Origin of the sequence: uncultured Actinomyces sp. (assembly GCF_963542285.1) — a bacterium.
Classification (GTDB): Bacteria; Actinomycetota; Actinomycetes; order Actinomycetales; family Actinomycetaceae; genus Pauljensenia.
On sequence record NZ_CAUTWQ010000001.1, the window covers coordinates 128032 to 149748 of the forward strand.

17 protein-coding genes are annotated in these 21717 nt (G+C 55.8%); 12 read left to right on the forward strand and 5 right to left on the reverse strand.

Translation table 11 applies throughout. From position 1 onward, the window contains the following. Positions 1–61: 61 nt before the first annotated feature. From RW023_RS00610 to RW023_RS00625, 4 genes are read right to left on the reverse strand one after another with little or no spacing between them, the layout of a single operon-like run. Positions 62–1378 (reverse strand): LCP family protein, encoded by a 1317-nt coding sequence (locus RW023_RS00610; RefSeq protein WP_315579399.1) that lies wholly within the window; start codon positions 1376–1378, stop codon positions 62–64. Further along, positions 1378–2643 (reverse strand): LCP family protein, encoded by a 1266-nt coding sequence (locus tag RW023_RS00615; protein WP_315579400.1) that lies wholly within the window; start codon positions 2641–2643, stop codon positions 1378–1380. The genes RW023_RS00610 and RW023_RS00615 overlap by 1 nt, the downstream gene beginning before the upstream one ends. A 36-nt stretch (positions 2644–2679) precedes the next feature. Then, positions 2680–4113 (reverse strand): hypothetical protein, encoded by a 1434-nt coding sequence (locus RW023_RS00620; RefSeq protein ID WP_315579401.1) that lies wholly within the window; start codon positions 4111–4113, stop codon positions 2680–2682. Beyond that, positions 4076–6043, reverse strand: coding sequence for a C39 family peptidase (locus RW023_RS00625; protein ID WP_315579402.1), 1968 nt, complete (start codon positions 6041–6043; stop codon positions 4076–4078). Before RW023_RS00625 ends, RW023_RS00620 begins: the two co-directional genes overlap by 38 nt. 118 nt (positions 6044–6161) lie before the next feature. Between RW023_RS00625 and RW023_RS00630 the strand changes: the two genes are divergently transcribed. The 10 genes from RW023_RS00630 (at position 6162) to RW023_RS00675 (ending at position 17308) form a co-directional block, all read left to right on the forward strand. Beyond that, the gene (locus RW023_RS00630) at positions 6162–7175 is read left to right on the forward strand and encodes a glycosyltransferase (protein WP_315579403.1); all 1014 of its coding nucleotides are present in this window, start codon (positions 6162–6164) and stop codon (positions 7173–7175) included. Next, positions 7172–8035 (forward strand): glycosyltransferase, encoded by an 864-nt coding sequence (locus tag RW023_RS00635; RefSeq protein WP_315579404.1) that lies wholly within the window; start codon positions 7172–7174, stop codon positions 8033–8035. Before RW023_RS00630 ends, RW023_RS00635 begins: the two co-directional genes overlap by 4 nt. Positions 8036–8090: 55 nt before the next feature. Further along, positions 8091–9257 carry a UDP-galactopyranose mutase gene (glf, locus tag RW023_RS00640; protein ID WP_315579405.1) on the forward strand — a complete coding sequence of 389 codons (1167 nt, stop codon included), beginning with the start codon at positions 8091–8093 and terminating at the stop codon, positions 9255–9257. After that, positions 9254–10132, forward strand: coding sequence for an ABC transporter permease (locus RW023_RS00645; protein ID WP_315579406.1), 879 nt, complete (start codon positions 9254–9256; stop codon positions 10130–10132). Before glf ends, RW023_RS00645 begins: the two co-directional genes overlap by 4 nt. Beyond that, on the forward strand, positions 10132–10860 hold the full coding sequence (locus RW023_RS00650) for an ABC transporter ATP-binding protein (RefSeq protein ID WP_315579407.1): 729 nt from the start codon (positions 10132–10134) through the stop codon (positions 10858–10860). Before RW023_RS00645 ends, RW023_RS00650 begins: the two co-directional genes overlap by 1 nt. Before the next feature lie 29 nt (positions 10861–10889). Continuing rightward, positions 10890–12893, forward strand: a complete 2004-nt coding sequence (locus RW023_RS00655) for a DUF6541 family protein (RefSeq protein WP_315579408.1) — start codon at positions 10890–10892, stop codon at positions 12891–12893. Between the two features lie 92 nt (positions 12894–12985). Continuing rightward, positions 12986–14947, forward strand: a complete 1962-nt coding sequence (locus tag RW023_RS00660) for a glycosyltransferase (RefSeq protein ID WP_315579409.1) — start codon at positions 12986–12988, stop codon at positions 14945–14947. A 249-nt stretch (positions 14948–15196) separates the two neighbouring features. Beyond that, on the forward strand, positions 15197–16120 hold the full coding sequence (locus RW023_RS00665) for a glycosyltransferase (RefSeq protein WP_315579410.1): 924 nt from the start codon (positions 15197–15199) through the stop codon (positions 16118–16120). A 17-nt stretch (positions 16121–16137) separates the two neighbouring features. Further along, on the forward strand, positions 16138–16578 hold the full coding sequence (locus tag RW023_RS00670; protein WP_315579411.1) for a GtrA family protein: 441 nt from the start codon (positions 16138–16140) through the stop codon (positions 16576–16578). A 49-nt stretch (positions 16579–16627) separates the two neighbouring features. Further along, positions 16628–17308 (forward strand): hypothetical protein, encoded by a 681-nt coding sequence (locus RW023_RS00675; protein WP_315579412.1) that lies wholly within the window; start codon positions 16628–16630, stop codon positions 17306–17308. Positions 17309–17373: 65 nt separating this feature from the next. On the opposite strand, the gene RW023_RS00680 is transcribed toward RW023_RS00675, so the two are convergent. After that, positions 17374–18282: a hypothetical protein gene (locus RW023_RS00680; protein WP_315579413.1), complete on the reverse strand. Its 909-nt coding sequence runs from the start codon at positions 18280–18282 to the stop codon at positions 17374–17376. Positions 18283–18381: 99 nt separating this feature from the next. Here RW023_RS00680 and RW023_RS00685 point away from each other — a divergent pair, with 99 nt between their 5' ends. Next, positions 18382–18675: a WhiB family transcriptional regulator gene (locus tag RW023_RS00685; protein WP_009409184.1), complete on the forward strand. Its 294-nt coding sequence runs from the start codon at positions 18382–18384 to the stop codon at positions 18673–18675. Beyond that, positions 18675–21716 carry a glycosyltransferase gene (locus RW023_RS00690; protein WP_315579414.1) on the forward strand — a complete coding sequence of 1014 codons (3042 nt, stop codon included), beginning with the start codon at positions 18675–18677 and terminating at the stop codon, positions 21714–21716. The genes RW023_RS00685 and RW023_RS00690 overlap by 1 nt, the downstream gene beginning before the upstream one ends. Position 21717: the final 1 nt, after the last annotated feature.

A 21717-nucleotide genomic window follows, 5' to 3' on the forward strand; every position in this document is an offset into this window, starting at 1 on the left:
CTTTCACGTTGAACGCGGCTTTTGAGTAGAGGATCTGGGGTGCGCCTCAGGGGCATCCCGATTATGAGGACAGCGATGCTAGGTCGTCTTTTGTGAGCGTCCCAGCACGAAGCTTGGCGAAGAAATCCGGTGCGGTCGTATCTTCAAGCAACACCGCGCTTCCAGCCGATGTCGCATAGCCTAGCGATTCAATCGGGGGAACACCGGTCATTCCGGAGTTTTGCGCCTCACGGAATGCCAGTACCAAGCGTGCAACGTCAATAACAGATGAGTCCTGATCGACCGTAAATGCGGAAGCGCCAGCTCGTTCAACGCGCAGGGCGCTTATCGGGTTGAGCAAGGTTGCCGGCTTCATCGCCTTTGAAACGGTCTTCGACACAACCTGGCGCTGGCGTTCAGCACGTCCGATGTCACCCCGTGGATCCGAATAGCGCATGCGCGCAAATGCCAGAGCAGTCTTACCGTCGGCATCATGGCATCCGGCTTCCCAATTGAGCTCCGAGCGTTCATCCTCAACGCTGAGATCAAAGCACAGATTCACCCCACCGACCGCATCGACAATATTGGACACCCCGCCCATTCCGATCTCTGCGTAGTGATCTACGGTAAGTCCGGTGAGGTTTTCGACCGTCTTGACCAAGAGCGCGGGGCCTCCATAAGCATACGAGGCGTTGAGCTTGTCCCAGCCATAACCGGGGATCTCGACGTAGGTATCGCGGGGGAGCGAGATATTGCTGGTCTGTCCATTGGGAGCAACGTGAACAAGCATGATCGAATCTGCGCGTTGCCCCTCGGTGTCGTCAGGAACCGAGCCGTCTGCACGCGAATCTGAGCCCGCTAATAGATACGTTGTTCCAGAAGTATTGGCAGCTCCTGACAGCGCATCAATCTTCTTCAAATGAGAGTTGGCATCCATCATCAGGAAAACCGGCCATGCCAACATGAGCAGAATGCACGCGACGACGACAAGAGGCCAGCGCCTCTTCTTCCTCTGACGAGGCTTCGCTGGGCTTACGCTTGCGGCTTGGCGTGCACCAGGCTGGGCTTGAACAGGTTGGAAGTGCGAGCGTTGCGTTGATGCCTGCACAGGAGGTCTGGTAGTTGCACCTACGGATTCTCGTGCTGGAGTAGAGGGGGCGTAGGCCGGAGGCTGGGTTCGTCGTGTACGGGGCGCAAAGGAAGGCGGCATCGCCTCTTCCTGAACGCGGGAAGGCTCAGCCGGCGTGCTCTGCCGTGCAGGAGAGTACTGCGGGGAGTCAGTGGGCACACTGCGGGGGTGATTAGCCGCCTTTTCATTCTGGGCACCAGCATTGGCGACCTCTGAAAGACGAGGCCGCCGACGCGAAGGATCGGGTTGGAATGAAGGCGGCTGAGACATCACTTCTCCGGGGGACAGGGCTTTTGAGTCGGCGTGGCGCTTGGAGACTGCGACGCGCTTGCACTGGGCGTTGCGGAATCAGATGCACTTTGCGATGAGGAAGGCGAGGCCGAAGGATCCTGAGCGGGAGCATTCGTCTGTCCGTCTTCACCGCTGCCATTCGTGAACTCAATTGTCGCGGGGAAGGGCTGGTCGTTGCGGATTGCTTCCCACACCTGGCTGAACTGAGGCTCCAGGTTGATAACTCGGTTCGGGTCAACCGGCGAATACTGGTTCGGTGAGGTAACAAACTGAATGTTCGCGCGGTCAATTGAGGATAGGGAAAGCAAAAGACCCACGTTGGTGTTGATATTCGACAGGTTTGGCGAAGGCTGGAGTGCGGACAGTCCCTGCTTGGTGAAGGACAGGAGCGAAGGCAGATCCGACACGAAGTTTTTGGCGAGCAATTCACGCATAATTGCCGCGACCAGTTTTTGCTGATTCGAAATACGACTCAAGTCTGAACCGTCACCCACGGCATAACGTGTACGGGCAAAGGCCAGGGCGGTTTTACCGTCGAGTTTTTGACATCCGGCCTGCACGTGAAGGTCCGAACGGGAATCATCGATGTCTTCGGGGATATCGAACCAGACCCCGCCCAAAGCGTCGATGAGGCCTCGGAAACCGTGGAAATCAACGACAATAAAGCCGTCAATGTTCACGCCGGTCAACTGTTCCGTGGTCGCCTCGGTGCAAGCGATGCCGCCTGCGATATCGGTGTCATTCGAACCGGTCGAAAAAGCAGAGTTGAACATTCCGGTGTAGGCGGAAGAAACTGTGCCATCTGAGCGCTTACACGCGGGAATATCCGTAATGAGATCCCGGGGAATTGATACGACCTGAACCCGTGTGCGATCTGCGGAAATGTGCATGAGCATGGTCGTATCGGAGTGAATTGATGAAAGCTCATCAGCATCACCATTGGCGTCATCACCCTGGTTCTGACGCGAGTCAATTCCAGAGACGAGGATATTGACGGGGCGTCCCTCAAAAGAATCGGAAGGAGCTGCGGCCTCGGAGGAGTTCGCGTTGCCCAGACCCTGGGTATTGATGGAGTTCGACGCAAGCTGGTTGCCAAAATCGCGGTAAATGAAGAAAACTGTGGAGACCAGTAGAAGGACGCAGGAGAAGGCAACCAAAGAAATCACTCGTGCCGCACCGCTCTTGAAAGGGAGCGTCGCAGAGTGCAGGATCGGTCGCGCATTGCGCGGTTGTGGAGTACTCATCGCGTTTATCATATCGTTACTTGAGTTCTCTGCATGTTATTCCGCAGTAAATTCCCCGATAGTCCATTGAATGCCGCCCTGGCTGTTCACACGCGGGATCATCACCGTGTGTCCACGTGCAGCGAGAACGGGGCGTGAGTAGCCGGGGGTTTCCCCTAAGCGCGCGATCTGGCCGATTTTCCATGAACGCAGGTACATCTGCGCATTGTTCGCCTGAGATCCCGCGCCCCACACGATTGCCTCTTCGCCGATGGACACCCAGGGAGTTCGGGAATCAACCATGATCCACTGCGTGGGATAGTCAGTGGTCCTGCCGTTCCAGATTCCTAGGTAAGACGAGGCCGCGGAAGACGTAGTTAATGGAGTGACGAGGACCGCGTGGTGATCTCCGGCGCCGTAGAGTCCACCGACTCGATAGTCCTGTGATTTAAGGTCGAAGTGCGTGGTGACAGCTGAGAAATCAGTGCCGCTGAGCGTGACAACGCGAGAGGGCAGAGATGAGTCCTTTGGAGTTGCAACCACACTGAGCCCCTGCTGAGAAGTCGCGGGGTAGGCGCCAAAGAGAAGAATCTGGGGCTTGTCAGAGCGCGTCGAATCATCGAGGCCTTGGGTGACGACAAGCGAGAAATCTCCGTGATCAGTTGAGGCTTTTGCACCGTAAAACGCGTGTGTCCCATCGCTAACAGGAGGGAGTTCACCAGCGCTTCGTGGACTGTGAGCGGGAAGATCCGACCACGTCATCACAGTATGCAGACGTTGCTCGTCCATATTCCAGGAGTAAATCGTCCACGGGGAAGAGACATTGTCCTCTTGGTGGTCTCCAGTTGAGGAAGAAGAAACCTGTCGGCCAAGGAAAGTAATCCAAGGACCGTTTTGTGTTCCATCGAGCGGCTCAACGTAGTTTCCGTCTTCTCGAAGAAGATCGGCAGATAGATCGCGTGCCCCTTGAGGGGTGAGAATTGCGGGCTTGTAGGAGTACAGGTCGTTCGGGTCATGTGTGGATGAGCCGAAAACCTGAGAGTTGTCGATGGGAAGAGAAGGGATCTGGCGGAAATCCCCGCCCAGTGACCATTTCTCATTTACGGAAGCCGCCTGGGTCTGCCCCGATGGAGACAAAGCGCAGGGGTGATCGCTCGCGTGCATCGCGATGATCTCAAAAGGAAGAGAGAGATCTGTGCACACACTTTCGTGCGGATCCTCCAGCGCAGAGGGAGCAACGAGAGGCTCGAAGACGCCATCCATCTGACGAGGCGATACCTGTGAGCTTGCCGAGGCCGGAGAACCCCCGCTCCCTCCGCTTGCGCAGCCGCCAAGGGCGACAAGAGCGCAAGCGCCGAGGAAAGCAAAGCGACGCAGGGATGCGCGGCCTCGGGAATCAGAATGGAAGCTCAGATGTTCCGGGATAGTCGGCGCTCCCGTAACGCCCGAACTCTCAGCGTGCGGTGTAGATACCAATGTGTTCGCGTCCATCGCGTTCGACCTCGGTTTGGAGGAAGTTCTGGGTGAATGAGGGCAGGTGGTACCAGAACTGTTCCTCACCGTTCCATAGGTAGTGAACTCCCGGGTCGGCAAGCCGCATGGAATCGGTGTTGGGATCGTAGGAAGTCACCACCATGATGTGGGAGAAGGTCGAGTTTGGGTGACCGTTGTAGTGGGGACCTCCTCGGCGTTCTTGAGCATCAACGGCGGTCGGTAATCCCTTGGAGAAGGAAGCCTTCACGGAATCACGGACCTGCTCAACCGAAGGAGTGTGAATCGTTGTGTAGGCATCGCGGCCCAGCCAGCGATTCATCCCATACTCGAAGCGACGATCATGGAAGCTTGTGTAGCCGTAGCCCACAGTGTTCATGTAGTCGCGGCTTGCAACCGCATCAATGCTGAGCGGTGTTCCCTGCGCAGATTGGTGCGCGCCGATCGCGTTGAGGATCATCCAACCACTGGTCGGACCACAGAAGTAGTTATTGGGCTGCCCGGCCCACGTGACGTTGAAGTCGTTGGTCTTTTCCAAGACCCCGTGCTCGAAGTTTTGCTTCTGACGGTTGCCATCCCAATAGGGCTCAGAGGTTGGGTATCCCAGGTGCCCGCGCTCGTAGCCGTGGTTACCGTATTCGGCAAGCAAATCCAAGGGAACAGCGTGAGATCCTGTGCGAGCGGACCAGTAGATTGTTCCTCCTTGGAAACGTTGGAAGATACCACCGTTTGCTGAAGGTGTTTCATTGGTTAAGGGGTAACCGAGTTCGCCTCGCTCCCAGTTGTAGAAGGCATAGGTTCCTAAGACCGCGTCGTGGACGAAATATGAATCCGAACCGGGGTGCCAGTATGCGGTGCCACCTTGGAAACGCTGGAAAACGCCGCCGTTTGCGGAAGGTGTTTCATTGGTCAAAGGATAGCCGTAGCGCCCACGCTCATATCCCGCCGCCCCGAATGCTCCCAACATTGCGTCGTGCACGTAGTAGCTGCCGGTGCGCGGGTGCCAGTATGCGATTCCTCCTTGGAACGTCTGATACACGCCACCATTAGCTGCGGGGGTCTCTTCGCCTGTCGGGTAGCCCATCTGGCCGCGTTCCCAGCCCTGGCCTTCCCACAGTTTACGGATACCGCCAGTTACCCTATGCGCGCCGGTAGATGGGTGGGAGTAGATCGAGCCACCGGTGAAGTGTTGGTATGCGCCACCGTTCGCAGCGTCCTTCATCTCATTGTTGAGAGGCCAACCCAGTGAACGACCTTCTGCTTCTGCGGTCGTGTAGCGTTCGAGGATTTTGCCCCAGATGGGGTGTGCCCCGCCCTGGCTGCTCCAACGAATTTGGCCGTTCTCATAGGTTTGGAGCGCGCCGCTAATTCTTGCGATCGTCTGGTTTTCTTCGTCAGAAGTTGGGAAGCCGAGGGGGCCGTTTTCCCACCTTTGTGCGCTGTAGGCACCGTGGATTCCACCGCGCGAGACATGTGCGCCGTATTGAGCGGTCCAGTAGATTTGGCCACCACGATAGAACTGAATGAAAGCACCGTCACGAAGGGGGACCAGTCCAGAAGTCGCTGTTCCCAGCACTCCAGATTCCCCGCCCATATCCTGCCAGCGCTGGCGGATCTGTTCCTCGGGGGAGAGGGGCGCCTTGTCGTCAGTAGCGGCCCGGTCTTCAGCATTCGGAATAACGTCCCCGGTCGGAGTATCTCCCGAGGTCGGACTATCTCCCGAGGTCGTTGTGGAATCAACCGAAGAAGGGGCGCTTGTAGTTGGGGATGCCTCGGGTGTGGGGGTTTCAGTCTGAATGGGGGAAGACGCCTGGGGTGATGGGCTGGAAGCTTCGGCCTCGGAAGGGGGAGAGGCAAGGGAAATCGGCGCGATGCTGACGGCAAGCAGTGCCGCAGTTGCACACGATGAAGCAAGAAGCGAAGAACGCATTAGTGAATCTCCTCGGGGGCAAAGAGAAACTAACTCTTCAATCACCCTATCCGAATATTATTCAGAATTTATGTGCATTACTTGGCATATACCTCACATTTGCCCGTAGGCTTATCCCATGAGCAATCCAACCGTCATCGCCGTCGTCGTTGCATGGAACCGAGCCCAGCTCTTGCGTGAAACCTTGGACGGCCTTGCCTCGCAGACCCGGCCATTGGATGGGGTTGTCGTTGTCGACAATGCTTCCAGCGATGAAACTCCTCAGCTCATAGCTTCGCATCCTGTCGTCACTAATGTTGTGACGCTTCCGCAAAACTATGGTGGCGCTGGTGGTTTTGCTGCCGGAATTGCTAGGGCAATGACTTTGGGTGCAGACCTTGTGTGGATTATGGATGACGATACGATCCCGACCCCAACTGCGCTTGAAGTGCTTGTGCAAACCCGCGAGGAATATCCCGGGACTCCGGCCGTTTTGGCGTGTCGAGCCGATTGGATTGACGGACGCGAGCACCCGATGAATGCACCTCGCGAACGCTTCTTGATCTCGCGTGAGCTTCGCGAACACGCGGCAGCTGTTGGAGCGCGTCAGATTCGCACGGCCTCCTTCGTTGCGATCATGATCGATGCGCGTGCGATTGAAGAAGAGGGACTGCCCGAAGCGGCCTACTTCTTGTGGAATGACGACTTTGAATACACTGCGCGCCTTCTCAAGGGAAGAGTGGGACTTTACGTGGATGGCGCACGTGTCGAGCACCGGACGAAGACCTTCGGAAACTCCACTGCCGACCCCGGCCCGCGTTTCTACAACGAAGTTCGTAACAAAGTCTGGGCGCTTGGAACTTCTTCCGGCTTTGGTCTTTTTGATCGCTGTGCTTTTGGGGCTGCCACTGCGCTTCGCTGGGCAAAGATGATTGCCGCCTCGGCTGACCGCGAAGCCGCGCTCGGATACCTGCGTGAGGGGCTTCGTGATGCCTGGCGGCCGCCGTTGCGCTCCAGTGAAATCCTGCATCTCACCGAGGTGGCTGACGAAGTGGCTGCTCTTGAACAAGGACACCGTTCCTGCGGCTGCGACTGTGGCTGCTCATCATCCAGCCCTGAGACGCGTGGCTGCTCTAAGGGGGAGCCTCGATGACGTTCGCAAACTTTTCGGTTCTGCTCCCTGTCTATGCAGGAGATCAGCCGGAGTTCTTCTTCCGTGCAGTTTCCAGTGCGACGCGCGAACAGGAGTTGCGCCCACGCCAGTTGGTTGTTGTGTGCGATGGTCCCATCCCCGAAGATATTTCGGAATTTCTTCACCGGGCTGCGCGAGGGGAAGAAACCGAAATTTTGGGAAACACTGATGTCAGGGTCGTCCGACTCAAGCGCAATATGGGACTGGCGAATGCCTTGAATATTGGCCTGGCACATTGTTCATATGAAATCGTTGCGCGCGTCGATGCTGACGACATTTCGCTTCCGCGTCGTTTCGCAGTCCAAGTTCCCCTTGTCGAGGCCGGCTTGGGCTTGCTGGGCTCAGCGATTCAAGAATTTAGTGACGACGAGGCCGAGGGCGGGATGGTCCGTAATATGCCGGCAAGCGAAGAAGAGATCCGCCGGGTCATTTCCTATCGTTCCCCCTTCGCACATCCTTCAGTTGTATACCGCAAGAGCGCAGTTGAAGCAGTTGGGGGATATGAGCACCTTCAGCTAATGGAGGACTACTTACTTTTTGCGCGGATGGTTGCAGCGGGAGTTCCATGCGCGAATGTGCCAGAGGTTCTTGTTCGCTATCGCGTGGGATCCGGCGCATATAAGAGGCGCGGCGGGGTGCAGATGCTGCGCTCAGAGATGCGTCTTCAGAACCTTTTCCTCAGTGAAGGAATCGTTTCCAAGGCTCAATACTCACGAAACCTAGCCATCCGTGGGGCCTATCGGTTGATTCCTACGCAACTTCGACAAACTCTCTATCGAGGGGTTGGAAAACTTCGCTGGTTCGTGTCGAAGGACCAATGACGCGATCTGTCCAGTTCTTTCGCTTATACTGACTGGGATTGAAAGGAGTTCGACCGTGAACTATGACCTCGTTGTCGTCGGATCTGGCCTTTTCGGCCTGACAATTGCTGAACAGGCCGCATCCCGCTGGGGCCTCCGTGTTGCAATCGTTGAGCGTCGCTCGCACCTTGGTGGCAATGCCTACTCTGAGATTGATCCGGAAACCGGTATCGAAGTTCATAAGTACGGTGCACACCTCTTCCACACCTCCAATGAGCGCGTGTGGGAGTACGTCAATCGTTTCACTTCCTTTACCTCTTACGTTCACCGCGTATGGACCACCGTCGACGGTGTTGTCTACCCGATGCCCGTGAACCTGGGAACCATCAATCAGTTCTTCTCCGCCGCTTACGGACCAGACGAGGCCCGTGCGCTCATTGCCCAGCAGGCAGCAGAAGTTGACGGCCAAGAGATCACCGACTTCGAGTCCAAGGGTGTTTCCTTGGTTGGTCGTCCTCTCTTCGAGGCCTTCTTCAAGAACTACACCGCCAAGCAGTGGCAGACCGATCCCAAGGATCTTCCCGCCTCGATCATTTCGCGTCTTCCTGTGCGCTACAACTACGATTCGCGCTACTTCAACGATAAGTACGAAGGTCTGCCGGTCGATGGCTACACCGCGTGGATGGAGCGCATGGTGGCCTCGGACCTCATCGATGTCTACTTGGATACCGACTTCTTCGATCCCGAGAACCCGCTGAACAAGGCCGCGGTCGTCGGCAAGGTTCCGGTTGTCTACACCGGCCCGGTTGATCGTTACTTCGACTACTCAGCTGGTGACCTGTCCTGGCGTACCGTCGACTTCGAAAAGGAAGTTGTCAACACCGGTGACTACCAGGGTTGCTCCGTCATGAACTACGGCGATATCGATGTTCCCTTCACGCGAATCATCGAATTCCGTCACTTCCACCCCGAGCGTGACTACCAGGACAAGAAGACCGTGATTTTCCGCGAGTTCTCTCGCTTTGCTGATCACGGCGACGAGCCCTACTACCCGGTGAACACCGCACAGGATCGCGAGCGCCTCGAGCAGTACCGTGAACTCATGAAGAATGAAGACCGTGTCTTCTTCGGTGGCCGCCTTGGTACATACAAGTACCTGGATATGCACATGGCCATCGCTTCGGCACTGACGATGCTCGATAACGAGCTTGCCCCCCTGTTCGAGGATGGGACCACTCGTTGAGTAACATCGCATCGCAGCAATTCCAAACCCCGGGCAAGTCATCGGGACTGATCGAGGTTTTCCGTCAGCCCTACCTGACAAGCCTCATCGTTCATAAGGAACTGCGAGCTCGCTATCGCGGCTCGATCTTTGGAATGCTGTGGAGCTACGCGAAGCCGTTGACCCAATTTTTGGTCTTCTACTTCGCGCTTGGCGTTTTCATGAAGATGAACCGCGCCGTGGAGAACTATGTCATTTACATGTTCTCCGGCGTGGTTCTCATGAACTATTTCTCGGAAGTTTTTGGCAACGCAACCCGATCTGTTGTCGGCAACGCTCCACTGGTGAAAAAGATCTATCTTCCCCGCGAGCTGTTCCCGATGTCGGCAATGTGGGTCGCCCTTGTTCATTTCCTCCCGCAGGTCGCTGTTCTTTTCGTCGGTGCACTTCTTTTCGGCTGGCATCCGACTCTGTGGGGAGTTTTGGCAATCCTTGCGGCCTTCCTCATCGTGTCAATGTTTGCACTGGGGATTGGTCTTTTCTCTGGTGCGCTCAACGTGTTCTACCGAGATTCAGAGAACTTCGTTGACCTGATCTTGATGATGGCTACGTGGGTGTCTCCCGTTTTGTACACGTGGTATAGCGTGCGCGATGTCTTGGACGCTCACGGCTGGCACTGGTTGTGGTTGGTGTACCAGGCCAATCCGCTGACCATTGCGGTTGAGCTTTTCCACTACGGTTTCTGGCAGCCGACGCTGGTCGATACTGCTGCGAATCCTTACCTCCCCAATCTGGGACTCTGGACGGGAATTGCCCTTCTGATTTCTCTTGGCGCCGTCATCTTTGGCGAAGTCTCTTTCAGGCGCATGGATCCCAAGTTCGCCCAGGAGCTGTGATGACTGAAGTTATTCGCGTTGATGATGTTGTCAAAGAATTCGCACTGCGTAATACGCACACTTTGAAAGACCGTTTGGTCTGGAGCCTAACGGGACGCCGCAACCAATTGGTCAATCACTTCCGAGCCCTTGACCACGTGAGTTTCACTGTTGAGCAGGGGGACTCGATCGGCTTGGTCGGCTTCAACGGTTCAGGTAAGTCGACCATGCTCAAGCTCATTTCCGGTGTCATCACGCCGGATGAAGGCTCAGTGGGATACCGCGGCCGCATGGCTGGCCTCATTGAAGTCGGCGCAGGCTTCCACCCGGACCTGACGGGTCGGGAGAACGTCTTTCTGAACGGCGCAATTCTAGGCATGAGTAAAGAGCAGATTGAAGCTGCTTTTGACGATATTGTCGCTTTTTCGGAAATTGAGAAGTTTATCGATACTGAGGTGAAGTTCTATTCCTCGGGTATGTTCTTGCGTTTGGCTTTCGCCGTCGCAGTGCACACCAGCCCGGATATATTCCTTGTCGATGAGATTTTGGCTGTGGGTGATGAACCCTTCCAACGCAAGTGTCTTGACCGCATCCATGAGATGCAAGAACAGGGAACATCGCTGGTGATTGTCAGCCACGACCTTGACCTGATTGCGCGCCTGTGCAATAGGGGAGTGCTGCTGCATCACGGCGAGCTTCTTGTTGACGGCACAGCGCAAGAAGCAGTCGATCGACTGCGTTCCTTGTAACACGCTTTTCACGTAGATCAGGAGAGAAAATGGCATGGCTCTCGGTGATCGTTCCGGCGCTTGTGCTGGCTGCGATCCTGTACGTCCCCGGAATTGCGGTTAACGCTCTTTTCCTGCGTAAACGTCTCTATACGGTCGGCTTTGCACCCGTGACGGGAGCAGCGATCTTGGGCTTCGCATCACTCGCGAGCGGAGTTATTCCAGGACACTGGAGCCTCAAGTTTGTCCTGTGGTGCGAAATCGGTGTGTTTATCGTGGTTGCGGGGATCATGTGGTTGTGTGGTTCGAGGCCTAGGGATTGGGTTGAGAACTATAAGAGGCTTTTCTCGGGCTGGGCGGGTTCGCGCGCCATTGCTCTGCTCGGTGCACTAATCGTTAATGCAGTGATCGCAATCGGAGTTTTCGTTCGTTCTGTGCGCTCTCCCCAGGCTTTCTTCTCAACTTACGATACCCCCTTCCATATGTCGGTGATCCGTTGGCTGATCGAGAGCGGAGATGGATCCTCACTTCATAGCGCAGCAGTTGACGGGACTGTCGGTTCGCACTTCTATCCCGCTTTATGGCACGGCTGGGTATCTATGGTTATTTCGGGCTTGGGAACCCCCATGACGGTTGCGATTAACGCGTCTTGCTTGGTGATTCTTCTGAGTGTGTGGCCACTATCTGCAGCCGTTTTGACGGATGTTCTCTTTGGTGAAAAGTTCAAGCCGGCCCCAGTGTTTGCACTGTTCGCATCCTCGCTCTTTGCTGCATATCCTTGGGGACTGCTTGCCTTCGGTGTGCTGTATTCGAATTTCTTCTCCTATGCGCTTGCACCGGCGTATCTGGCAGCATTCGTTGCGCTTCTTCGAGGCATTGTTTCTCGCGCAGTTAGAGGAGCTGAACTGTGCGGACTGATTCTGATTGCTATTGGTGGTTTTGCCTCTATCGCGTTGGCGCAGCCGAACTCAGTCTTCACGCTCGCAGTAATTCTCTTCCCGTATCTGATTGCCCTTGCTTTTGATCAGACACATCGCAGAAGCGGGAGCCTTCTCAAGGCGACTACTGTTTCTGTACTTTTGGTGCTACTTGCAGCGGCCGCTTGGTATGGCCTATATAAAGCACCTTTTATGCAGCGGACGGTTACTTGGCGTTGGGATTCTTTCGAGAGCCCTCTTCGGGCTTTCTTGTCAGTAATTATTCTTTCGACGAATACCTCTGTTCGCTATAACGGACAGCTCTTACTTGCATTGTGCGTTGCGATTGGCGTTGTGCTTGCAGTGAAGTACCGGCGCGCATGGTTGGTTATTTCCTACGCTTTTATCGCGTTCTTGTACGTTCTTTGCGCTGGTTTTGAAGGCGATTTCCGGAATATGGCGACGGGTTTTTGGTATCACGACTCTTATCGCCCCGCCGGTGCGATGTCAATCCTTGCGGTTCCGTTGATGGCGCTTGCACTCGCTTGGTGCTATGACAAACTATTCGCAAATCAGAAGGCTTCACTACGGCCGGCGGCCTTACTGCGCGGCGGCGCTTTCGCTGTTGTTCTTGTTGTTATCGCTGCAGTTACTTTGACGGGTGGGAACATGAGGTGGCGTATTGCTCTGATGAAAGATGCCGCTGAAGACCGAGCAAGCCACTACACCTATTCCGATGAAATCGCCTTCATGGACGAGGCACGCCAGATCACCGGAACTGAAGGAAAAGTCGCTAATGATCCCTTTGATGGATCGATGTTTGGATACGCAACCAGCGGATTGCCAGTTGTCTTCACTTCCATGCCGGGGAATTGGATAGGTCAGATGAAGCCGGATGCTCATGTCATCATCGATGACTTCTACAAGGTTTCCGAAGACCCGCAAGAAATTTGTCCCGTGATCCAACGGGAGAATATCCGCTATGTGATTGTTCTTGAGCGTCATCGACAGGTCTTCGATGAGCACTCGCCTTGGAAAGGCATTCGAAACATAACCCCGGAAACACCCGGTTTTGAGCGTGTTCTGGAGCGCGGACCATACAGCCTTTACAAGATTACGGCTTGCGGACTTGGCTAAACGTCAACAAGGCGCCCGCGGTTTGACATAGATTTTATTGGCTTTTCTGTCATAGACTTTGCCCATAAATGCACACAATGAAGGAGTGTCGCGTGAAAGCGAAAACCGAAGCGGTTGCTGAAGGAACTGCAACCGAACAGCAATGGACTCCCGTTCAACGCGTTGTGTTCCCCGGAGAGAGTGACACCTCGTTATGGCCGCTCTACGTCGACTGGGGCGTTGCTCCCTCAAGTGCGGCACTCAGTGCTTCTCAGGGAGATCAGAACGTACTCACACTTCGGCAGTTTGAGATGCCGCGTGGAGTGGATGCGACTCGTACCTCCCTTCTGATCCCGGCACGTGAGCGTCTCTCGCTTGCGACTTACTTCAACGCTTTCCCTGCTTCTTATTGGCAGCGTTGGACAGATGTTCGTAACATCCGTCTAACTCTGAAGCTCTCAAAGAGGGCGGTTGTTGAGGTCATGCGTTCCTCAGCACGTGGTACCTTCACCCCTGTTGCAACGCGCGCAGGATCTGGTGAACTGAGCTTCGATATCCCGCTGAACCGTTTTGGTGATGGTGGCTGGATCTGGCCCGAAATCACTGCCCTCAAGGAAGACGTTGAGCTCGAATGGGGAACTTGGTCGGTACCTACGCGCGAAGGTGACCGTCATGCCAATGTGACCGTGGGTATCACCACCTACAACCTTCCCGAGGACTGCTTGACTCAAGCTGAGCGCTTCCAAGCAGAACCTGAGGTGCTTGATCACATTGCCGAGATTCTCATTGTCGATCAGGGCAATAAGAACGTGAAGGACTGCGAGCGTTACCCGCGTCTTCAAGAAGAACTGGGAAGCAAGCTCCGCGTCATCGAACAGGCGAACCTGGGTGGTTCCGGTGGCTTCTCTCGCGGCATGTACGAGATGCTCAAGAACCCCGATTCGGACTACGTCCTGCTACTTGATGATGATGCTGTGATCGAGCCTGAAGGCCTACTTCGCGCGCTTGCATTCGCAGAGCACACTTTGAAGCCAACCATTGTTGGCGGCCATATGTTCAATGCGAATGAACGCACCATTTTGCACTCGATGGGTGAAACGATCGATGCTCACAAGTTCTGGTGGGGAGCTGTCAACCCTGAACTTGCAACAGTTGATTTGGCTCAGCGCACGATCCGCAATGATCCTCGCTTGAACCGCCGCATTGATGTTGCCTACAACGGTTGGTGGATGTGCTTGATCCCCAAGCCTGTTGTTGCTGAGATCGGTCTGTCCCTGCCCTTCTTCATCAAGTGGGACGACTCCGAATACGGTCTGCGCGCAGCAGAACACGGATTCCCGACGGTCTCTCTTCCCGGCGCTGCTGTGTGGCACGTGCCGTGGACCGAGAAGGACGACGGTCTGGACTGGCAGGCTTACTTCCACCAGCGCAACCGTTGGGTTGCGGCGCTTCTGCACTCTCCCTACCCGCGCGGTGCATCCTTCCCGAAGACCTCGCTGGCCTCGGACGTGCGCGCGTTGCTCTCTCTGCAGTACTACAGCGCCGATCTGCGCCGCCAGGGGCTTAAGGACGTTTTGCTTGGCCCTGGCCATCTGCACCCTTCGATGCACACCCGAGCTGCAGAGGCGCGCGCAAAGGCGAAGGAATACACTGACGCCCGCCTGATGACTGAGGCCGCAGACTTCCCAGCGGTGCACCGTAAGAAGCCCGCTCCGGTCGGCACCAAGCCTGATTCACGCGCCCAGTTCATGTCAAAGGCAATCGCTGGTATCACCAAGCAGTTCTTGCCTGAAGGTGAACACCGTGAGGACCGTGTTGAGGATGTTCTCTCCAGCACGGATGCTCGTTGGTGGAGGCTTGCAAACCTCAACTCTGCTTTGGTGTCGAACGCGGAAGGCTCCGGTGCATGGCGCTACCAGCGCGATGCCAAGCACTACCGTCGTGCCTTGGCTGAGAGTATCGCGCTCCACGCGGAACTTATTCGCCGTTGGGCTTCGCTGAGCCGCGAGTACCGGGAAGCTCTTCCTGAACTTGTCTCAGTTCAGGCATGGGAAAAGACCTTCGGTTTGAAGTAACCCGTAGCGCAGGCTGCAGTCCTGAGCAATAACATGGTGGGTGAGGAGTTTCTTCTCACCCACCACGTTTATCTCATGCGCATTTCTTTTGAAGCTGTCATCGGCGGCAACTGCGAAGATTTCGATTCGAAACAAAAATAGACTTGCCGGGGGTGCTGTCTCGCTAAATTGCAGTGATCTTCGCTAGGCTATACGCATGAGTGCAGGCTCTGCCTGCAACCCCCCGATGTCGGAGAAAAGGAATTCAAGGTGCGTATCGCAGCAATCGTCCCGTGCTACAACGAAGAAGCCGCAGTTGGCACAGTTGTCACGGACCTGAAGAATGCAGTTCCCGGAATTGAAGTCTACGTGTACGACAACAACTCTTCGGATCGCACCGCTGAAGTTGCAGCAGCAGCCGGTGCAATCGTCCGCAAGGAAACTCGTAAGGGCAAGGGCAATGTTGTGCGTCGCGCATTCGCAGACATCGATGCCGACGTTTACGTGATGATCGACGGCGACGATACCTACGATGCTTCTGCTGCACCTGAAATGATCGACCTTTTGGTACGTGAAAACCTCGATCACGTACTGGGCTGCCGCGTTGACGACAAGGACAACTCTGCATACCGCCCCGGCCACGCTCAGGGCAATAAGATGTTTAACTCCCTGGTTGGATTCCTCTTCGGTGACACCGTTACGGACATGCTCTCCGGCTACCGTGTTTTCTCTCGCCGTTTCGTGAAGTCCTTCCCGGCGCTTTCTCGTGAGTTCGAGATCGAAACCGAACTCACGGTGCACTCAATGGCACTGCGCGTTCCTCAGGCTGAGTACGGTGTCGGCTTTAAGGATCGCCCCGCTGGCTCAGAATCCAAGCTGCGTACCTTCCACGATGGTTTCCGTATTCTCGGGCTGATTGGCCGTTTGGTTGCGCACGAGCGTCCCATGGCGTTCTACGGGATCTTCTCTGCAATCTTCATGCTCCTAGCCCTGTGCTTCGGAGCCCCGGTTATCTGGCATTTCATCCAGGTCGGTAATGTTCCGAGGCTCCCCAGCGCTGTACTGGCATCCTCGCTGGTGATCGTCGGCGTCTTGTCCTTCATGGTCGGACTGCTTCAATCCGGTAACTTGAAGACTCGCCGCGAAGCGATGCGCTTGGCCTACCTGCGCTACTCCTCGGTGCTCCCGAACTGATAGGCGATAGCGCATCAATGAACGTCTTTCAAAAGGCGTGGAAGCGTCTTCTTGAAGCGGGTTCCTTCTACCGTTACCTCTTGGTGGGTGTTGGAACCTCGCTTCTGGACTTTTCACTCTTCTCGCTGCTCTCGGTGGGCTTCGATCTGCCGGTGGTCCCCTCGAATATCACCTCAACGATCATCACTGTGTGCGTGAGCTACTGGATTAACCAGCACTTCGTCTTCCAAGCAAAAGGTTTTTCCTGGGCCTCGTTCTTCTCTTTTGCGGGATTAACGCTCTTCACGGGAATGGTCCTTCAATCTGCCATCATCTGGGCGATTGTTCATGGTATTCCCGCACTCGGGTTGGGAGTTTCACTGTCCCTCCTCAAGCCAGCAGCAAAGATCGTTGCCATGGGCACTGGAGCAGTGTGTAACTACTTGGGATATAGGTTCATTTTTACCCGCAAGAAGTAGATATACTTCCTTCCAACGCATCCCAAACAATGTTGTTGGAGGTTCTGCCATGCGTCATCTCATCAACAATCTGTCTGCCGCCGCACTCATCGCTTTGTTCAGCCTTACCCTGACTTCCTGCACCGCGCACACAGGGGACGGGAATGCACCGAACTCTGCCTCGGCCTCGGCAAGCGAAAGTGGAGCGCAGGGGAGCGTGCAGAGCGAGGCTTCCCCAAACTCCGCGGCCACAAGCTCGACGCAAAGCGCCACGGCAAAGGCTGCGGATGGGGGAGTGACCCCAACACTTGGCTCAATTCCTCAGGGCGCAACCCGCCTGGAGGATACGGCGGATTCCAAAGGAATCTGGGTCAATTCACCCTCTGGAAACATCCACTGTTGGTTTGCCAACGACATCTTGCAGCTGTGCATGGTTGACTCCTATCGCGTGGACAAACCCTACGGTGAACAGGAGTTTTTCCCGGGTTCGCAGCCGATTGCGAAAGACAATATTCTTTTTGCGGGTGTTTCCCGAGACAAGGAAATCCCTTATATTTCCGCTCGGCGCGACGGTCCGCTTCCTGATTACCCCGGAGAACGTCAGCGCACTCTTCCTTATGGGGAGGCCGTTTACGCAGGCAATGACGTGTGTGCCAGCACAAGCGAAGCGATGGTGTGCTGGGATATCGAAACCGGCGATGGCGCAAAGATTAATCGAGCAGGAACAGAGATCTTCCACCTGAAGAAGTAATAGGGTTTTCACCCGCGCCTCTAACGGGAAGTTGAGCAGTCCCTTGAGCGCGGGGCTTTGAGTTTCTAATCCACAGCAAGGTCGACTTTTTCGCTGGCGAAAATTTCCTGCGCCTTTTCGACGGTGTAGTGGGACTTGTCGACAATTACGACGCTGTGTCCATCCATCCATAGACGCGCAAGCAGGGGAGCGCTCGGGAAACTTTCGCAGTAGAGACCCAAGCGCGTGGGTTGTCCCTGTGCCGAGGCCTCGTTGAGAAGAGCCTCTTCCTTAGAGTTGATCTGCGCTTGGTAATCCTTCATGGAAGGAGCTGTGTCGAGTGCCTCGTACTCGAATTGATCGCTTTGAGCCATGAGCTCGGACAGTGCATCTAGGATCCCAGAGGGTAAAGGGCCTCTCCAACGCATAGCCAGGGGAGCGGTTGAATGGGCCAGACGCCACGGCGCAGTGCTTGCTTCAAGGGCCACGAGCTCGTTACTTACGTGCACATCGAAGCTGAAAGCGTTACTGGATAAATGCTGGGAAAAAAGGGTGTTTTGGGTTTCCCAGCCCATCAAATCCCCGCTGACCTGCCAAAATGTTGCCTGCCAGCCCGCAGGTAGCTCAATTAGAATGCTAGAGGGGGTGTCAGCATTTCCGAACAGGTCGTTACTGAAGTCAGAAGCAAGTAAATTTGCCATTTTTGAGACCCAGCGAGAGGCGACGGGGCCCGAAATCTCATCTCGAAAACTGTGATAGTGGGTCAAAATTGGATGATTTGCCCGCTGAGTTGTCGAGAGAAAATGTGAGATGGCTTGCATAGAAAAAGGGTAGCGGAAAGGTCGTAAATGTGCTGTTTTTGCCCAATATTCACAGCAAGCATCCAGCTTTGTGTTCAGGTTTCCTTGGAATTCCGCGGAAAGCGCGGATTTCTGCGCTTTTGGACTTGCATAAAGTGTCAATTCGTGCACTGTTTTGAACGCCTTCGCACGCATTCCCTTTATCCTTAATCCGCTTGACAGGTGGAAACGACACGCGTGTAATTCTCGTATTGACCTTTTTGTTACATCTCATCACGCAGAGGGGATACTATCGTGTGGAACATTCTGGGTGACGGCCCTATTGAGTGGTCTGACGCCGATGTTGAAGCTCTTCCCTTCTCTGACGGTCCCCTAGCCTGGCAGCAGCACGCACTGTGCGCTCAGACCGACCCCGAAGCCTTCTTCCCTGAAAAGGGAGGTTCGACTCGCGAAGCAAAGGCCGTGTGCCAATCTTGCGAGGTTCGCCAGCAATGCCTTGAATACGCATTGGCGAATGATGAACGCTTCGGAATTTGGGGTGGCCTGTCAGAGCGCGAACGTCGTCGACTGCGCCGCTCGGCCATCTAATGGCTCGGGGCATCCCCTTCTCGCGGGGGACAGTCGCAGCCATTGTCGTCGCTCGGGGAATGACCCCCGAGCTGCGTTCGCTTCTAGACGCACTAGCTGCGCAGAGTCGCGTAGTCGATCACTTGATCGTCTGCGATGTGCGTGCCCCTCGAACCTCTCCCTTGGCCTCGGGACAGGTCGTCGTCGCTGAAGACCTCCCTGACAATGCACTGCTGATCTCAGTTGGACGTGCACGCAACATCAGCGATGCCCTCGCGAAAGCCACCAAAGATCACGCTGCCTCGCAGGTAATGACTGCAAGCGATTGGCTGTGGATCCTCCATGATGATTGTCTTCCGGCAGATACCTGTCTGGAGGAGCAGCTTGCAGCTGCCGAGGCGGGGGCATCCATTGCTGCTGTCACTCCAAAGGTTTTCCGCGCCGATGGGACTCTTGCAGAAGTTGGAATCCATGCAACAGCCTCCGGAAGGCGAGTTCCGCTTGTTCTGGATGGAGAAATCGACCAGGGACAGTACGACGGTGTCACTGATGTTCTTGCCGGTGGTAGTGCAGGTCTTCTGGTAGCTTCCTCCGTCTTTAACCAGGTCGGTGGTTTCGATCGAGCGCTCGGTCCGTACAACGAAGGACTTGAGCTGTGCTGGAGGATTCACCGAGCAGGCCACCGCGTTGTTGCGGCCCCCAATGCCCATCTCACTCACCTGCAGGTCTCCTCGCCGCAAAACCTACGGCGTGCCTCAGCGCTACGAGCTCGACGTTCTAGTGAGTTCTATTTCGCGACTCTCATTTCAAACCCGCTGCTGCTCATTGTTCAGGCTCTGGCTTCGCTGCTCTGGATTCCCCTGAGCTGCCTTGCCCTGCTGCTCAGCGCTCGCCCGCGCGCAGCCTATGCTCGTTTCTTTGCCTGGCTCGGGCTCTTTGCTCATATCCCACATATTCTGGCTGCACGGGCGCGTCATGCGCGCTCTGCCAGCCAGCCGCGTTCCTCACTACGCCCGCTGCTCACTGGACGCTTCGATGCTTCTCGTATTCGCCGAACGCACCGTAGCGCTCACGTTATTGAGGAACAGACCTCGTGGAAAGATTCGCTTCTTGAACGTCGGAGCAACGACCTGACGCCTCGCGTTGTCACGACGCTTGCGCTCTTCTTGCTCTCTTTGTGGATCTACCGTTCTGATCTGGGATCGATTAATGGGGGAGCCTGGCTCAACCTTCCCGACCGCTTCTCTGATCTGTGGATCTATGCGTGGTCCGGCTGGCTACCTTCTGGTGACGGCTCGGCACACGCGGTGGACCCTCTTGTCCAGCTTCTGAGCGTGTTGAGCGCTCCACTTGCGCTTCTAGGTATCGCGCCAACGGTTCTACTCTACGTCTTCCTCGTCCTCAGCCCAGCGTGGGCAGCGTGGAATATGGACGTCCTCAGCATGCGCCTGACATCATCGCGCTCGCTGCGAGTGGCCTTGATGTGTCTGTGGGCCTGCCTTCCCAGTGCACTTTTCGCAATGACCAGCGGAAGACTGGCCTCACTTGCCGTGCACGTATTTTTACCCCTGTGGGTGGCCCTGCTCCTTTCTCTTCCACGTGATCAACATGTCATCTTGCGTCGCCGGTGGACGTGCGCAGCAATTGTTGGGCTGATTATCACCGCCGCTTACCCGCTGCTTGGGGTTTGCGCACTTGTGCTTTTCTCGCGCAGTCTCAGCCGCGCCACAGCAACTCTTCCCGGCCTGCTTCTGTGTCTGCCGTTCTTCGTTGATGCAATTGCATGGCGTGCTTGGCCTGCACTTCTTGCACCCGCCGAGGCCGCAGCTTCCTATGAGCGTGCCCCCTTTGGCTTGGGAGCTTGGGGGATACCCGCAAATTCTTCCGCGGCGTGGCTTAGCATCTGTGCGCTCCTTGTCCTGAGCCTCTGGCTGGTAACCCTGCTGAGCGTCGGGCGTTTTCTTCTTCATTCCCGAGGTTCTTCTTTCTTCCCGGCTTCTCTTCCGGCGCTCATGGGCATCGCGCTTGTGAGCGGTATTGGAGCATTAGCCCTGTCTTACGTTCCTGTTGATTCTGCAAATAGCCCGCTGTTTGCTTGGGGTGGACCGCTGCTCAGCGTTCAGGCTTTAGCCCTGATCTGCGCTTTATTGCTTTGCGTCAAAGGCATCGAAAAGGAAGGAAAAGCTGCCCGCATAGGATGGAAACTTGTTGCCTGTGTTGGACTGATCCCGCTCCTTTTAATGGCGGTATCCCCTTGGGTTGAGGTGTTTCCCTCAGTGCAGTGGAGCGCGCGCTCGACCAACGAACAGGTGCCTCTCGTTTCCCGCTATGCACAGAATTCTTCGCGACAGGCTCGGGTTCTTGTGCTCAACGTTGGCGCCGATGGCGATCTCGATGCCAGAATCTGGCGCGGCGTAGGCCCGCAATGGAATGAGCATTCCAGCGTGGCCTCGTGGGTGGCTCTCCACGACAGGATGAACAACACCAGCGATCCCGCGCGGAGCGAATTGGGGGAAACAATCGCAACCTTGGTATCTTTCCCTGACGATTCTGCCTCCCAGCGTTTAGCGCTTCACGCTGTCGATACGATCATTGTGCACTCCCAGGGGCCCGCAGCGTCTTCTGTTACACAGACACTGGACCGTGCGCCCGGTATTGAGAAGATCGGTGAAACCGAGGCCGGGAGCGCATGGAGAGTGCGTCCAGATGGGCGTAAACCCGCGCGCCTCTGCCTTGCTTCAGAATCGGCCGATTCCCGGTGTGAAGAGCTCCCAAGCGGTGTTGTCGGTGCGCGGGCACACGTGTCAGGCCCGGGGGTCCTTCGCCTTGCTGAACGACAGAACTCGCATTGGGTTGCGACTCTCAATGGGCAGCGGCTGGAGCAAGTTGAAGCAACGAATCAGTGGGGAACGGCGTTTTCGGTTCCATCCGAAGGTGAGCTCGCAGTGAACTTCCGCTCGAACTGGGTTCTGGCGTGGAAAGCTGCGTGCGCACTTGCCGCCGCGGTGATGCTTTGTGGGCTTCTTCGAGGGCGGAGGGACGTTGTAGACGATGGTGAATAGA

What these genes read in the sequence shown, in the direction of transcription:
- RW023_RS00610 (WP_315579399.1), bottom strand. Translation starts at nt 1,378, where the DNA reads ATGTCTCAGCCGCCTTCATTCCAACCCGATCCTTCGCGTCGGCGGCCT.
- RW023_RS00615 (WP_315579400.1), bottom strand. Translation starts at nt 2,643, where the DNA reads ATGAGTACTCCACAACCGCGCAATGCGCGACCGATCCTGCACTCTGCG.
- RW023_RS00620 (WP_315579401.1), bottom strand. Translation starts at nt 4,113, where the DNA reads ATGGACGCGAACACATTGGTATCTACACCGCACGCTGAGAGTTCGGGC.
- RW023_RS00625 (WP_315579402.1), bottom strand. Translation starts at nt 6,043, where the DNA reads ATGCGTTCTTCGCTTCTTGCTTCATCGTGTGCAACTGCGGCACTGCTT.
- RW023_RS00630 (WP_315579403.1), top strand. Translation starts at nt 6,162, where the DNA reads ATGAGCAATCCAACCGTCATCGCCGTCGTCGTTGCATGGAACCGAGCC.
- RW023_RS00635 (WP_315579404.1), top strand. Translation starts at nt 7,172, where the DNA reads ATGACGTTCGCAAACTTTTCGGTTCTGCTCCCTGTCTATGCAGGAGAT.
- RW023_RS00650 (WP_315579407.1), top strand. Translation starts at nt 10,132, where the DNA reads ATGACTGAAGTTATTCGCGTTGATGATGTTGTCAAAGAATTCGCACTG.
- RW023_RS00655 (WP_315579408.1), top strand. Translation starts at nt 10,890, where the DNA reads ATGGCATGGCTCTCGGTGATCGTTCCGGCGCTTGTGCTGGCTGCGATC.
- RW023_RS00670 (WP_315579411.1), top strand. Translation starts at nt 16,138, where the DNA reads ATGAACGTCTTTCAAAAGGCGTGGAAGCGTCTTCTTGAAGCGGGTTCC.
- RW023_RS00675 (WP_315579412.1), top strand. Translation starts at nt 16,628, where the DNA reads ATGCGTCATCTCATCAACAATCTGTCTGCCGCCGCACTCATCGCTTTG.
- RW023_RS00680 (WP_315579413.1), bottom strand. Translation starts at nt 18,282, where the DNA reads ATGCGTGCGAAGGCGTTCAAAACAGTGCACGAATTGACACTTTATGCA.
- RW023_RS00690 (WP_315579414.1), top strand. Translation starts at nt 18,675, where the DNA reads ATGGCTCGGGGCATCCCCTTCTCGCGGGGGACAGTCGCAGCCATTGTC.